The sequence below is a fragment of the Actinoplanes sp. NPDC049599 genome, from assembly GCF_044465625.1.
Classification (GTDB): Bacteria; Actinomycetota; Actinomycetes; order Mycobacteriales; family Micromonosporaceae; genus Actinoplanes.
The window spans coordinates 130,645-143,038 of the sequence record NZ_JBITLX010000020.1 but is presented as its reverse complement, the minus strand read 5'-3'; the positions used below and the strand labels follow the sequence as shown (position 1 = coordinate 143,038).

General features: G+C 73.6%; 12 protein-coding genes. 6 read left to right on the top strand and 6 right to left on the bottom strand.

All coding sequences use genetic code 11. The annotated features are described in order from the left end of the window. Positions 1-104: 104 nt before the first annotated feature. Positions 105-1,544, bottom strand: coding sequence for a rifampin monooxygenase (gene rox / locus ACIBQZ_RS29795; protein ID WP_396092125.1), 1,440 nt, complete (start codon positions 1,542-1,544; stop codon positions 105-107). Positions 1,545-1,808: 264 nt separating this feature from the next. Between rox and ACIBQZ_RS29790 the strand changes: the two genes are divergently transcribed. The 3 genes from ACIBQZ_RS29790 to ACIBQZ_RS29780 are packed head-to-tail and all read left to right on the top strand — an operon-like array spanning position 1,809 to position 2,795. Further along, positions 1,809-2,135: a PadR family transcriptional regulator gene (locus tag ACIBQZ_RS29790; protein ID WP_396092124.1), complete on the top strand. Its 327-nt coding sequence runs from the start codon at positions 1,809-1,811 to the stop codon at positions 2,133-2,135. Then, positions 2,132-2,488 carry a DUF1048 domain-containing protein gene (locus tag ACIBQZ_RS29785; RefSeq protein ID WP_396092123.1) on the top strand — a complete coding sequence of 119 codons (357 nt, stop codon included), beginning with the start codon at positions 2,132-2,134 and terminating at the stop codon, positions 2,486-2,488. The genes ACIBQZ_RS29790 and ACIBQZ_RS29785 overlap by 4 nt, the downstream gene beginning before the upstream one ends. Position 2,489: 1 nt before the next feature. Beyond that, positions 2,490-2,795 (top strand): DUF1048 domain-containing protein, encoded by a 306-nt coding sequence (locus tag ACIBQZ_RS29780; protein ID WP_396092122.1) that lies wholly within the window; start codon positions 2,490-2,492, stop codon positions 2,793-2,795. 11 nt (positions 2,796-2,806) lie between these two features. Here ACIBQZ_RS29780 and ACIBQZ_RS29775 read toward each other — a convergent pair whose 3' ends face one another. Both ACIBQZ_RS29775 and ACIBQZ_RS29770 read right to left on the bottom strand, forming a co-directional pair. Continuing rightward, positions 2,807-3,571 carry a maleylpyruvate isomerase family mycothiol-dependent enzyme gene (locus ACIBQZ_RS29775; protein ID WP_396092121.1) on the bottom strand — a complete coding sequence of 255 codons (765 nt, stop codon included), beginning with the start codon at positions 3,569-3,571 and terminating at the stop codon, positions 2,807-2,809. Positions 3,572-3,624: 53 nt separating this feature from the next. Beyond that, positions 3,625-3,954: an ArsR/SmtB family transcription factor gene (locus ACIBQZ_RS29770; protein WP_396092120.1), complete on the bottom strand. Its 330-nt coding sequence runs from the start codon at positions 3,952-3,954 to the stop codon at positions 3,625-3,627. A 146-nt stretch (positions 3,955-4,100) separates the two neighbouring features. On the opposite strand from ACIBQZ_RS29770, the gene ACIBQZ_RS29765 reads away from it, so the two are divergent. Continuing rightward, the gene (locus tag ACIBQZ_RS29765; protein WP_396092119.1) at positions 4,101-6,005 is read left to right on the top strand and encodes a SulP family inorganic anion transporter; all 1,905 of its coding nucleotides are present in this window, start codon (positions 4,101-4,103) and stop codon (positions 6,003-6,005) included. Here the strand turns inward: ACIBQZ_RS29765 and thrS are convergent. Continuing rightward, complete coding sequence (thrS, locus tag ACIBQZ_RS29760; protein ID WP_396092118.1) at positions 5,996-7,240, bottom strand: threonine--tRNA ligase; 1,245 nt, start codon at positions 7,238-7,240, stop codon at positions 5,996-5,998. The two genes, ACIBQZ_RS29765 and thrS, sit on opposite strands and share 10 nt — an antisense overlap. A gap of 305 nt (positions 7,241-7,545) precedes the next feature. Between thrS and ACIBQZ_RS29755 the strand changes: the two genes are divergently transcribed. Next, the gene (locus tag ACIBQZ_RS29755; RefSeq protein ID WP_396092117.1) at positions 7,546-9,258 is read left to right on the top strand and encodes a sulfatase-like hydrolase/transferase; all 1,713 of its coding nucleotides are present in this window, start codon (positions 7,546-7,548) and stop codon (positions 9,256-9,258) included. 41 nt (positions 9,259-9,299) lie between these two features. Beyond that, positions 9,300-9,656 carry a DUF6204 family protein gene (locus ACIBQZ_RS29750; protein WP_396092116.1) on the top strand — a complete coding sequence of 119 codons (357 nt, stop codon included), beginning with the start codon at positions 9,300-9,302 and terminating at the stop codon, positions 9,654-9,656. A gap of 636 nt (positions 9,657-10,292) precedes the next feature. On the opposite strand, the gene ACIBQZ_RS29745 is transcribed toward ACIBQZ_RS29750, so the two are convergent. Together ACIBQZ_RS29745 and ACIBQZ_RS29740 are read right to left on the bottom strand one after the other, a co-directional pair. After that, positions 10,293-11,168, bottom strand: a complete 876-nt coding sequence (locus ACIBQZ_RS29745) for an aldo/keto reductase (protein ID WP_396092115.1) — start codon at positions 11,166-11,168, stop codon at positions 10,293-10,295. A 23-nt stretch (positions 11,169-11,191) separates the two neighbouring features. Then, positions 11,192-12,205, bottom strand: a complete 1,014-nt coding sequence (locus ACIBQZ_RS29740; RefSeq protein WP_396092114.1) for a beta-ketoacyl-ACP synthase 3 — start codon at positions 12,203-12,205, stop codon at positions 11,192-11,194. Positions 12,206-12,394 lie beyond the last annotated feature (189 nt).

Genomic DNA, 12,394 nt, shown 5'->3' with positions numbered 1-12,394 from the left:
CAAGAAATTCTCGGGCAAGACGTTCTTGTTTGGGACGTTTGGTGCCGCCTGGCCCGTCCGGGGAGTTGAACATCTGCCGGTCTCACGGAGCCAGGACACCGACGTCAGGTGGCGGGCCGGCCGAACCAGCGGCCGAGCTGGCCGTTCAGGTCCTGCTGATCGTCACCGATCCAGGCGACGTGGCCGTCCGGGCGCAGCAGCACCCCCGGAGCCTCCAGCTCGGCGGTGGGATCCGCCAGGTGATCCACCCGGTCCGACCAGCCGCCGACGGTCAGGCGTCCGGTGCGGTCCAGCAGCAGGCCGCGGCCGCGGTGCAGCAGGTCGTACAGGTGGCCCTGTTTGATCTTGATGTCGCGCAGGCGGCGGCCGAGCAGGTCCGGGCCCGCGCCGAAGTCGTAGCGGATGCCGATCGCGGTGATCTTCTCGAGCAGGCGGCGGTTCACCTCGTTGAGGTCCATCAGGTCGGTGAGCAGCCGGCGCACCGCCCGCGGGCCCGGTTCGGGGGAGAGCAGTTCCATCTGGGCGCGGGTGTTGTCCAGCACGTCCGCGGCGACCGGATGGCGTTCGGCCTGGTAGGTGTCCAGCAGGGTGGCCGGCGCCCAGCCGCGGATCTGCGCGGCCAGCTTCCAGCCGAGGTTGAACGCGTCCTGGACGCCCAGGTTGAGGCCCTGTCCGCCGATGGGTGGATGGATGTGTGCCGCGTCGCCGGCCAGCAGCACCCGCCCCACCCGGTAGCGGTCGGCCAGCCGGGTGGCGTCGCCGAAGCGGGACAGCCAGCGCGGGGAGTGCACGCCGAAATCGGTGCCGGCGACGGCGCGCAACCGGTGCTGGAAGTCCTCCAGGGTGGGCGGTCGCGCGCGGTCGCTGACGCCCGCGGCGGGCACGACGACGGTGTAGCGCCCGGCGCCGGCGGGCCGGAGCCAGAACCGCTGATGGGTCTCGCGGACCTCGGCCACCGTGGCGGCGATCTCCTCCGGCGGCACGCCGACTGCCATCTCGCCCATCAGCGTCTCGGTCCGGGCGGGCTCGCCGGGGAAGCCGACGCCGAGCAGCTTGCGCACCGTGCTGCGGGCGCCGTCGCAGCCGACCAGGTAGCGCGTCCGCAGTTGTTCCCCGTCGGCCAGCGCGATGGTCACGCCGTTGTCGTCCTGTGCGAAACCGGCCACCGTGCAGCCGCGCCGGACCTGCGCGCCCAGGGTGATCGCGTGGTTTTCGAGCAGGTCGACGATGACCGGCTGCGGGATCCCGAGCAGATAGGCGTGCGCGGAGTCCAGGCCCTCGGGCACGGGTTTGGTGATGGCGGCGAAGAAGCCGGCGGCCGGGCGCCGGCGTCCGCGTTCGAGAACGCGCTCCAGCAGCCCGCGCATGGCCATCAGCTCGATGCTGCGGATGTGCAGTCCGACGATGCGGACGAACGACGCGGGCTCGGTGTCCTTCTCCAGGACGAGGACCCGTACGTCGTGCCGCCGCAGTTCGGCGGCCAGCATCGCGCCGGTCGGCCCGCAGCCGGCGATGATCACGTCGAAGGTGAGGGGGAGGGGCATGGCGTTGCCTTTCGGGAGTGCCGCGTTTCGGGCGCTCCCGGCGACACCTACGTCAGTCGCCCGACCGTGACGGCCTGGGGGAGCACCCACATCGATCCAGCGGTCATGGGTCTCACCTCCTCGGGCGGCGTCTCGGTCACCGGCAAGCTACAAGCCCGGGCATCCCCACGTCCACCAAATTTCCCGGCCCGAATGTCGGTACTCGGTGGTACCGTATACCGGTACTCGGTGGTACGAGGTACCACGGACCGGCGAGGAGCGGTGATGGACGACCTGACGGAGATGCTCAAGGGCACACTCGAAGGCTGCGTGCTCCAGATCATCGACCGCGAGCAGACCTACGGCTACGCCATCACCCGCCGGCTCAACGAGCTCGGCTTCGCCGACGTCATCGAGGGCACGGTCTACACCATCCTGCTGCGGCTGGAGCGCAACGGGCTCGTCCAGGTGACCAGACGGCCGTCCGAGGTGGGCCCGCCGCGCAAGTTCTACGCGCTCACCGACGCCGGCCGGAAGCACCTCGCGACGTTCTGGACGAAATGGCAGTACGTCTCGGCACGCATCAACCAGCTCAAGGAGGGCGGGAGATGAGCTTCTGGGAAACCATCACCGGCAGCGACCTCACCAGGCAATGGCACCGGTTCGACGCCCGGGCGCGGGCACTGCCGGCCGATCATCAGGCGGCGTGGGAACAGATCACGGTCCACCTCTACCCGTACGCGGACTTCACCGGCCGCAACCTCACCCCGATCCTCGACGCCGCCCTGAGCCTGCTCGAAGAGGCGGCGGCGGACGGCCAGAGCGCCCACGAGGTGTTCGGCGACGACATCGCGGGATTCTGCACGGCGCTGGCCGGCGGGGCGGGCGCCCGGACCTATCGCGACCGGTGGCGCGAGCAGTTGAACAGCAATGTCGCCCGGAAACTGGGCCGGCTAGGAGGCTGACATGAGCATCCAGGACATCATCGAGGGCAAGAAGCAATGGCGGGCGCACGTGGCCCGGGTCAAGGCACTGCCGCCGGACTACCGGATCGTCTACCACGAGATGCAGAAGTACCTGTTCAAGGTCGGGCCGGTCGAGCTGGCCGACGGGCGCCTGCTGCCCGGGATCGTCGACTTCTTCGCCGAGGGCGTCGCGGCCGGCAAGGGCGTGCTCGAACTCGTCGGCACCGACGTGGCCGCCTTCTGCGACGACCTGATCAAGGACTCGCCCACCTACGCGGATGCGTTCCAGGAATCCCTCAAGAGGTAGCCCGGCGTGTCCTACGCGCCGGGGTCCCAGGCGATCAGCTGGTCGAAGATGCGCGTGTCGCCGTCGATCTTCACGGCGTCCGGCCCCAGCCGGCCGTAGCAGAACAGGACCAGATCGCTGGCCGGGCCCGTGGCGGAGACGTCCGCGCCGGCTGTGGGCGCGGACAGCCGGGTGACCCGGGCGCCGTCGGCCGACAGCGACAACCGCCACGAGCGGCCCTCGGTGGCGTGGTAGTCGACCACTGCGGGCTGGTGGGGCCACGCCGCCGTGGTGGCGCAGCAGGTGAACTGGAAATCCTCGACCCCGTCGAGCGCCACCGGTGCGGGCAGCGGCTGCGGGTCGCCCAGGGCCAGCTGCGCGTCGTACGTGTGCACCGCGATCTCCTGGAGCTGGTGCCGGGCGACGGCGCCGCAGGTGCGCGGCGACTGCGACCGCCTCCACCAGGCCCAGCTGCCGCGCTCCGGGCCGGCCTCGCGCAGCGCGTCCAGCATCGCCTGCGTCGCCGTGGCCAGCCAGGCCAGCAGGGCGTCGCGCTCCTGCGGCGCGGGCGTGCCCTTCTCGGTGGACTTCGTCGCGGTGTCGGGGCCGGCGGCGATGGTGGCGGCCCAGGCGTGGCGGCCCTCGCCGATGTGCCGGGCCAGGTCGGCCAGCGTCCATCCCGGGCAGCTCGGCACCGGCACGTCGAGGTCGGGCGCGGCGGCGATCGCGGCGCGGAACGCGGTGGACCGTTCGTCGATCAGCTGCAGCAGCTCGGGGAACTCCAGGTTCGTGTGCACCCCGGATGTCTATCACCGCCGTGCGACATCGGACAGCAATAAACCCCGGGCGCTCAGCCGGCGTGCAGGTCGCGCAGCAGCTCGGCCTGGCCGCTGAGCACACCGGACAGGATCCGCCGGGCCACCGCCAGCAGCTCCGCGACGTGCGGGCTGGTCAGGGCGTAGTAGACGGTGGAGCCCTGCTTGCGCGTGACGACGACCAGGTTGGCCCGGCGCAGCACGGCGAGCTGCTGGGACAGGTGGGCCGGCTCGATGCCGACCTCGGGCAGCATCTCGGCCACGGAGTGCTCCCGGTCGCTGAGCAGTTCCAGCACCCGGATGCGCGACGGATGGCCGAGTGTCTTGAAGAACTCGGCCTTCAGCTGGTACAGCGGCGTGCTCACCGTCACCCCCTCGGTCGTCCCATGCTGCCAGGCGGGCGAGTGAGGGATCGCACCCGGTCGGCGCCCGCGCCAACGACTGCGGAGTTGCTAATCTTCGCAAGTAGTAAAGTCTAGTGCGGTGAACGCCTCCCAGGAAGGAACCTCCGGTGGTGGGTGCACGGATCGCCGGTCTGCTGCCGCAGCGCAGCGACTGGTCGGCGGTACGCCGTTCCCCGCGCGGTGACCTGATCGCCGGGCTGACGGTGGCCGTGGTGGCGCTGCCGCTGGCCCTGGCGTTCGGCGTGACCTCCGGGCTGGGCGCGCAGGCCGGCCTGGTCACCGCGGTCGTGGCCGGCGCGGTGGCCGCGGTCTTCGGCGGCTCCAACCTGCAGGTGTCCGGGCCCACCGGGGCGATGACCGTGGTGCTGGTCCCGGTCGTGCAGCGCTTCGGCGCCCGCGGGGTGCTCATGGTCGGCGCGATGGCCGGGCTGGTCCTGATCGGCCTCGCCGTCGCCCGCCTCGGCCGCTACGTGCGGTATCTGCCCACGCCCGTGCTCGAAGGCTTCACCGCCGGCATCGCCGTGGTCATCGCCCTGCAGCAGCTGCCCGCCGCGCTCGGCGTCACCGGCGCGCACGGCGACAAGGTATGGGCGGTCGCCTTCGACGCGGTCGTGCGCTTCGCCGGCGAGCCGCATCCCGCCCCGGTCGCGGTCGCGCTGGGCGTCGCGGCCCTGATGCTCCTCGGCGCACGCTGGCGTCCCGGGCTGCCGTTCTCCCTGCTCGGCGTCGCCGCCGCGACCGTCGTCGCGGAGGCCCTGCCGCTCGGGCTGGCCCGGATCGGCAGCCTGCCCTCGGCGGTTCCGTCGCCCTCGCTGAGCTTCATCGACGTCCACGCCGTGCGCACGCTGCTGCCGGCCGCGCTGGCGGTCGCCGCGCTGGCGGCGCTGGAGAGCCTGCTGTCGGCCACCGTCGCCGACGCGATGAGCGTCAACGAACAGCACGACCCCGACCGGGAACTGTTCGGCCAGGGCCTGGCCAACCTCGCCGCGCCGGTGTTCGGCGGCATCCCGGCCACCGCCGCGATCGCCCGCACCGCGGTCAACGTGCGTGCCGGGGCCCGGTCCAAACTCGCGTCGCTGACCCACGCGGTGGCACTGGCGGTGATCGTGCTGGCCTTCGGGCCCCTGGTCGGGCACATCCCGCTCGCCGCGCTGGCCGGGGTGCTGCTGGCCACCACGGTGCGCATGGTCGAGGCCGGCTCCCTGCTGGCGCTGGCCCGCGCCACCCGCGGCGACGCGCTCGTGCTGATCCTGACCTTCACCGTGACCGTCGCCCTGGACCTGGTCACCGCCGTCGCGGTCGGCATCGGGGTGGCGATCGTGCTGGCCCTGCGCGCCGTGGCCCGCACCGCCCGGCTCGAACAGGTGCCGCTCGAGCCGGGCGACCACAGCGCCGAGGAACACGCGCTGCTCGCCGAGCACATCGTCGCGTACCGGCTGGACGGGCCGCTGTTCTTCGCCGCCGCGCACACCTTCCTGCTCCAGCTGTCCGAGATCGCCGACGTGCGGGTGGTCATCCTGCGCATGTCGCGGGTCTCGACGGTGGACGCGACCGGGGCGCACGTGCTCGGCGACGCGATCAACCGGCTGCGCCGCCGCGGCATCACCGTGCTGCTGTCCGGCATCGCCCCCGGCCACGAGGAGATCCTCGACGCCCTCGGCGTCGCCGAGCAGCTGCGCCGCGACGGCCAGGTCTTCACCGACACCCCCTCGGCCATCCGGTACGCCCGCAGCCACGTCCTGCACCACCACGGCCCCGACCGGCCCCCGCCCCCGGCCACCACCCACCACCAGGGCCCCGACAGTCCCCCGCCCCCGGCCCCCGCGCATCACCAGGACCCCGACGGTCCCCCGCCCTCGGCCCCCACCCACCCCGAAGGCGCCAACGGGTCCCCGCCCCCGGCCCCCGCGCACCCCGAGGACGACAACGGGTCCACGCCGCGCCGCTGGGAGCCGCAGACCGCCCCGTTCCGGCCCCCGGCGCCCGGCACGTCCCCCCGCGACTACTGCTGATCCGCCCCGGCCGGCAGCAACTCGTGGCAGCGCGCCGCCACCACCGCACCGACCAGCGCGATCGCCTCCCCGTACGGCATCGCCGGCAGCTGCCAGCCGTCGCGCAGCCGCAGCGCCACCCGCCCGTCCGGCGCCTCCCGCGGCCCGATCACCGCCACGTACGGGATCTTGCGCTGGGCCGCGTCCCGGATCCGCGCCCCGAGCGAGCCGTCCGGCGCGACCTCCACCCGCAGCCCGGCGCCGACCGCCTGCCGGGCGAACGCCGCGGCGGCCCCGGCCTGCTCCGCGCCGACCGGCACCGCGCTGATCTGCACCGGCGCGTACCAGACCGGGAACGCCCCGGCGTGGCACTCCAGCAGCGCCGCGAACAGCCGTTCCATCGAGCCCACCAGGCTGCGGTGCACCATCACCGGCACCGATCGCGCGCCGGCGGCGTCGGCGTAGGACAGGCCGAACCGGGCTGGCTGGAGGAAGTCGATCTGGATGGTCGCCAGCGACAGCTCACGCCCGGCCGGGTCGGCGACCTGCACGTCGATCTTCGGGCCGTAGAACGCGGCCTCGCCGGCGACCGCGGCGTAGTCCACCCCGGCGTCGTCCAGGGCCTGCCGCAGCATCCGTTCCGCCAGCTCCCAGGCGTCGTCGTCGCCGGCGTACTTGCCGCCGGCGCCGCGCAGCGACAGCTGGTAGGACGACACCGGCAGGCCCAGCGCGGCGTGCGCCCGGCGCATCAGCTCCAGCACCGCGGCGACCTCCCGGCCGACCTGCCCGGCCGGGCAGAAGATGTGCGCGTCGTTGAGCTGGATCGACCGCACCCGGCTCAGGCCGCCGAGCACCCCGGAGCGCTCGGCGCGGTACATGCCGCCGAGCTCGGCGATCCGCAACGGCAGGTCCCGGTACGACCGCGACCGCGACTTGAAGATCAACGCGTGATGCGGGCACAGGCTGGGCCGCAGCACCAGCGCGTCGCCGTCGTCGTCGCCCAGCGCCATCGGCGGGAACATGTCGTCGGCGAAGTTGCGCCAGTGCCCGGACAGCTCGTACATCTGGCGTTTGCCCAGCACCGGCGAGTAGACGTGCTGGTAGCCCGCGCGGCGCTCGAGCTCGTGCAGATAGCACTCGACCTCGTAGCGGGCCGCGGCGCCGGCCGGCAGCCAGAGCGGCAGCCCGGCGCCGATCAGCGGGTCGGAGTCGAAGATGGCCAGCTCGCGGCCGAGCTTGCGGTGGTCGACGGACATCGGTACCTCCTGGTTCGGGCCCGGCAACCACCCAGGACGCCAAACGGCCCCGGGCAGACGCCCGGGGCCGTTTGATGCGCTGGGATCGGATCAGCGCGACAGCTCGCCGGGACACCCCGGCGTCGTCGTGACAGATCCGCGAGAAGACATGCGATCACGGTACGGACGCCGCGCGCGCACCGGCAAAGCGTTTTCCGCGGCCCGGCGGCCCCGGGTCCGTGATCCGACAGCCGGCACTGTCAGATCCGGTGGGTACAGTGCGGTTCATCAGGGGGTCACACCGCAGCCGGTAAGGATTCGTCGGGTTGTCGTTCTTCACGCGCTTTCGCCGCAGGCCGGAGGCACCGGGCAGCGTGCGCCGCGCCGCCGCCGCGGCGCTGTCCGTCCTGGCCGCGGTCCTGGTCTTCCTGGCCCTGGTCGTGCCCGACCAGATCACCCGGCTGCCGGCCGGCTCGTCGGTCCCGGCCGCTTTCGTACGCCTGCCGATCGAGGCGCTCGCCGCCCTGGCACTGCTGCTGGTGCTGCCCGCCCGCGCCCGCGGCGTCGTCGCGGGCGTCCTCGGCGCCGCGCTGGGCCTGCTGACCGTCGTCAAGGTCATCAACATGGGGTTCTTCACGGTCCTGGCCCGCCAGTTCGACCCGGTGCTGGACTGGCCGCTGTTCGCCGACGGCTACCGCTTCGTCAAGAGCTCGGTCGGCCGGCCCGGCGCGCTCGCCGCGGTCGCCGGCGTGATCCTGCTGGCCGTCGCCGTCGTGGTGCTGATGACCCTGGCGGTGCGCCGGCTGGCCAGGGTCGCAGCCGCGCACCGCACCGCCGGGGTCCGCGGCGTCGCCGGGGTCTCGGTGGCCTGGCTGGCGGTCGCGGCGCTGGGCACCTCGTTCGTGCCGGGGGTCTACGTCGCCTCCGACACCGCGGCCGTGCTCGCCTACGACAACGTCCTGAAGGTGCCCGCCGCGGTGCAGGACCGGCGCGAGTTCGCCGCCGAGGCCGCCGCCGACGCGTTCCGCGACGTGCCCGCCCCGGAGCTGCTGACCGGGCTGCGCGGCAAGGACGTCGTGTTCGCCTTCATCGAGAGCTACGGGCGCTCCGCGATCGAGGATCCGAAAATCAACCAGCGGGTCACCGCGACCCTGGCCGACGGCACCCGCCGGCTCACCGCGTCCGGCTTCTCCGCCCGCAGCGGCTTCCTGACCTCGCCGACCAGCGGCGGCGGCAGCTGGCTGGCCCACTCGACGTTCCAGTCCGGCGTGTGGATCAACAACGAGCAGCGCTATCGCAGCCTGGTCTCCGGCGACCGGCTGACGCTGACCAGCGCGTTCCGCAAGGCCACCGGCTGGCAGACCGTCGGCGTCGAGCCCGGCATCACCTACGCCTGGCCGGAGGGCCGGTTCTACGGCTTCGACCGCATCTACGACTCGCACACCCTGGGCTACCACGGCCCGGCGTACGGCTGGGCGACCATGCCCGACCAGTTCACCCTCAAGTCGTTCACCGACCAGGAGTACACCCGCCCGGAACGCGACCCGCTGATGGCCGAGCTCACCTTCGTGTCCAGCCACACCCCGTGGGCGCCGATCCCGGCCCTGCTCGACTGGGACGAGATCGGCGACGGCTCGGTCTACACCGCCCAGCAGCGCGGCGCGGCGTCGGCGGGCGAGGTCTGGCAGGACGCGGCCCGGGTCCGCGCCGAGTACGCGAAGTCCGTCAAGTACTCGGTCGACAGCCTGGTCTCCTGGGTCCAGGAGTACGGCGACGACAACCTGGTCCTGGTCTTCCTCGGTGACCACCAGCCGGCCCCGATCGTGGTCGGCGCCGGCGCGAGCCACGACGTGCCGATCTCGATCGTCGCCCGCGACCCGGCGGTGCTGGACCGGGTGGCCGGCTGGGGCTGGACCGCCGGCATCCAGCCCGGCCCGCAGGCGCCGGTCTGGCCGATGCAGGCGTTCCGCGACAAGTTCCTGACCGCGTTCGGCCCGCAGAACGACCCGCCCCGCCCGCAGTCCCCGCCGAAACGCTAAACCGCTGGAACCGGCACCGGCCCGGCGTCTACGGTCGCCCGATGAGCACTCGCCCCATCCGGATCACCGTCCGTGGCGCCTTCGCCGGCCTCACCGCCGAGCAACGCGCCGACCTGCTGTCGCGGGCCGCCGAGCACGACATCGCCACTGCCGCGTACACCCCGGAGGGCTCGCTGACCTACGACGTCGCGACCCGGCCGTTCTTCACCTTCCGCTTCGCCGACACGGTGGCCGGGGAACAGGACATCCCGGCCGCGGTGACCCGCGCGCAGGCCACGGCCGCCGCCCGGCTGACCGGGCGCGGGCTGGGCTTCAAGAACCTCACCTCGCACGCGGTGGACATGTCCCAGGTGCCCCTGGGCAAACGCGGCCGCAGACTCGCCGCCCGCACCGACTGACCCGGGCCGCGGCAGGCCTGCGGGGCTTGCGGTGTTCGCGAGCTGCACCCGCCGCGACAGTTGAAGCGTCGGGCGCCGGCCGTCCAGCGGGGACGGGTCCAGCCCCGCGCCGAGTCGGTGATCCAGAGACTTCTCAGCGCTGCCGGCCCGGCGAGCAAGGACAGATCAGCGCTGCCGGCCCGGCGAGCAAGGACAGATCAGCGCTGCCGGCCCGGCGAGCGGGGACAGATCGGACCGGTGCGTCTTGTTGCCGACCACGGAGACGGCCGGCGGGCTCGCCGCAGCCCGACAGGGACAGCCGGTTCAGGTCGTGCAGCGCACCGGGCAGCGCCGGGTCCCACGAGGGTCACCTGGGTGGTCTTGCCGGAGCCGGCGTCCCGCGCAACAGCACCCGCGCGGCGTCGCCGAGGGCCGGCTCGGCCCGGACCGAGGGGCTGTCATCACCGTCGTCCTGGCGCAGCCCGCGCGGGCTGCCAGCGGAACACCCCGCGGCGCAGCTCATTCAGCCCGGCGCGGTGCGCGATCCCGGGCATCTGCCGGCGCCGGCGGGTGGCCATCAGCGCGGGGCTGACCTCGTCGGCGAACACCGCCGCGTGTCGCAGCCGGCCGGAAGACGGAACCGCGCGAGGGTCCCGGTCACAGGGTCGCGAGCTGCTCCGGGCTCAGGCGCAGCCCGGCCGCGGCGACGTTCTGCTCCAGGTGGGTCACGCTGCCGGTGCCGGGGATCACCAGCACGTGCGGTCCCTGGTGCAGCGCCCAGGCCAGCCGTACCTGCTGGGCGGTGGCCCCGTGCGCGGCCGCGACCGCCTGCACCGCCTCGTTGCGCTCCGGGCCGGCGCCCTTCTCCCGGGCGTCGCCCGCCAGGGTGAAGAACGGGACGAACGCGATGCCGCGCTCGCCGCAGGCGCGCACCAGTTCGTCGTGGCCGCGGCGGTAGTCCAGGCCGTAGCTGTTCTGCACGCACACCACCGGGGCGATGGCCTGCGCCTCGTCCAGGTGCGCGAGCGTGGCCGCCGACAGGCCCAGGTGCCGGATCAGGCCCTGCTCGCGCAGTGCCGCCAGCGCGGCGAACTCCGCCGCGCAGCTGCCGTGCCCGGGCCCGCGCAGCCGCAGGTTGACCAGGTCGAGGTGGTCGCGGCCGAGCCGGCGCAGGTTCTCCTCGACCTGGGCGCGCAGCTGCGCCGCGCCGCGCGCCCAGCCTTCCTCGCCCGGCCCGACCTTGGTGGCGATCAGCAGATCATCCGGGTACGGCCACAGCGCCGCCCGGATCAGCTCGGTGGCGTACCGCTTGTCCCCGGCGCCGACGCCCAGCGTGCCGCCGGGGGAGACGTAGAACGCGGCCGTGTCGAGGTGGTTGACGCCCAGCTCCACCGCCCGGCGCAGCACCCGGACCGCGGGCCGCGGGTCCGGGTCGACGGTCAGGCGCATCGAGCCGAAGCCCAGCCGCCGGACGGTGTGCCCGCCCAGCGTCCACGTCCCGGCCGCGCCGGCGTCGATCTTGTCGGTGGGCATCGCGCCAACCTAGCGAAGGCCGGCTACTCGGTGGCGACCACGTCCAGCTGCGGCCAGGTCAGCAGCGCCGAGCCCCAGGTCAGGCCGCCGCCGAACGAGGTCGCCAGCAGCCGGTGGCCGGCCTGCAGCGCGTCGGTGCGGCAGGCGTCGCCCAGCGCGAGCGGGATGGACGCCGCGCCGGTGTTGCCGACCGTGGCCACGTTGCCCAGGCACCGGTCGGCCGGCACCGCGAGCTGCTCGGCGACCCGGTCCAGGATCCGCTGGTTGGCCTGGTGCGCCACGAACCGGTCCACGTCGTTGACGGTGCGCCCGGCGGCGGCGAGCACCTTCAGCGACGAGGCGGTCATGTGCTCGACCGCGCGCCGGTACACCTCCTGGCCGGAGATGCTCCAGTGCACCCCGTCGGAGCCCGGTGCGGTGCGGGCCCGCTGCCGGCAGCCGCCGGCCTCGATCCGGATCAGGTCCGCGGCGGCGCCGTCGCTGCCCAGGTCGAACGGCCCGATCGCGCCGGGCTCGCCGGCCTCACCGGCGCGCAGCACGACCGCGCCGGCCCCGTCGCCGAACAGGATCGCCGGGCCGCGGGTCTCCGGGGTGTGCTCCAGGAAGTACGAGTTGGTCTCCGCGCCGATCAGCAGCACCTTCTCGGCGATCCCGGCGGCGATCAGCCCGGCGCAGGTGGCCAGGCCGTACACGAAGCCGCTGCACACCGCGGCCAGGTCGAACGCGGCGGCCGGGGCGACACCGACGCGCCAGGCGACCTCCGGGGCGGTGGCCGGGCTGAGCCGGTCCGGGGTGGTGGTGGCCACCACGACCGCGTCCACCGCGTCGGTCTGCGCGGACTTGAGCGCGTTGCGGCCCGCGGCGGTGGCCAGGTCCGCCGTGGTGGTGCCCGGGTCCACGATCCGGCGCTGGGCGATGCCGGTGCGCCGGCGGATCCACTCGTCGCTGACGCCGAGGGCCGGCGCCAGCTCGGCGTTGGACACCGTGCGACCGGGCACCACGGTGCCCAGCCCTTGCAGTACGGCGACTCTGCTCACTTCTCTCCTTCGCGGGGCGGTCCCTGGCGGTGGCGCGACATTCAGCATCGGCTCCGTCGGGCAGTACCCGCGTCCCACCGCCGCACACCGCCCGGGAAATCCGTCGTTCGGGTGCCCGGCCGCGGTTGCGCAGCACCGCTGTCACCGTATGTCGAAGGGCCGTGACCAGCACAGGCTCTACTCGGCGGT

What these genes read in the sequence shown, in the direction of transcription:
- ACIBQZ_RS29745 (WP_396092115.1), bottom strand. Translation starts at nt 11,168, where the DNA reads ATGCCCACCGACAAGATCGACGCCGGCGCGGCCGGGACGTGGACGCTG.
- rox (WP_396092125.1), bottom strand. Translation starts at nt 1,544, where the DNA reads ATGCCCCTCCCCCTCACCTTCGACGTGATCATCGCCGGCTGCGGGCCG.
- ACIBQZ_RS29750 (WP_396092116.1), top strand. Translation starts at nt 9,300, where the DNA reads ATGAGCACTCGCCCCATCCGGATCACCGTCCGTGGCGCCTTCGCCGGC.
- ACIBQZ_RS29790 (WP_396092124.1), top strand. Translation starts at nt 1,809, where the DNA reads ATGGACGACCTGACGGAGATGCTCAAGGGCACACTCGAAGGCTGCGTG.
- ACIBQZ_RS29785 (WP_396092123.1), top strand. Translation starts at nt 2,132, where the DNA reads ATGAGCTTCTGGGAAACCATCACCGGCAGCGACCTCACCAGGCAATGG.
- thrS (WP_396092118.1), bottom strand. Translation starts at nt 7,240, where the DNA reads ATGTCCGTCGACCACCGCAAGCTCGGCCGCGAGCTGGCCATCTTCGAC.
- ACIBQZ_RS29780 (WP_396092122.1), top strand. Translation starts at nt 2,490, where the DNA reads ATGAGCATCCAGGACATCATCGAGGGCAAGAAGCAATGGCGGGCGCAC.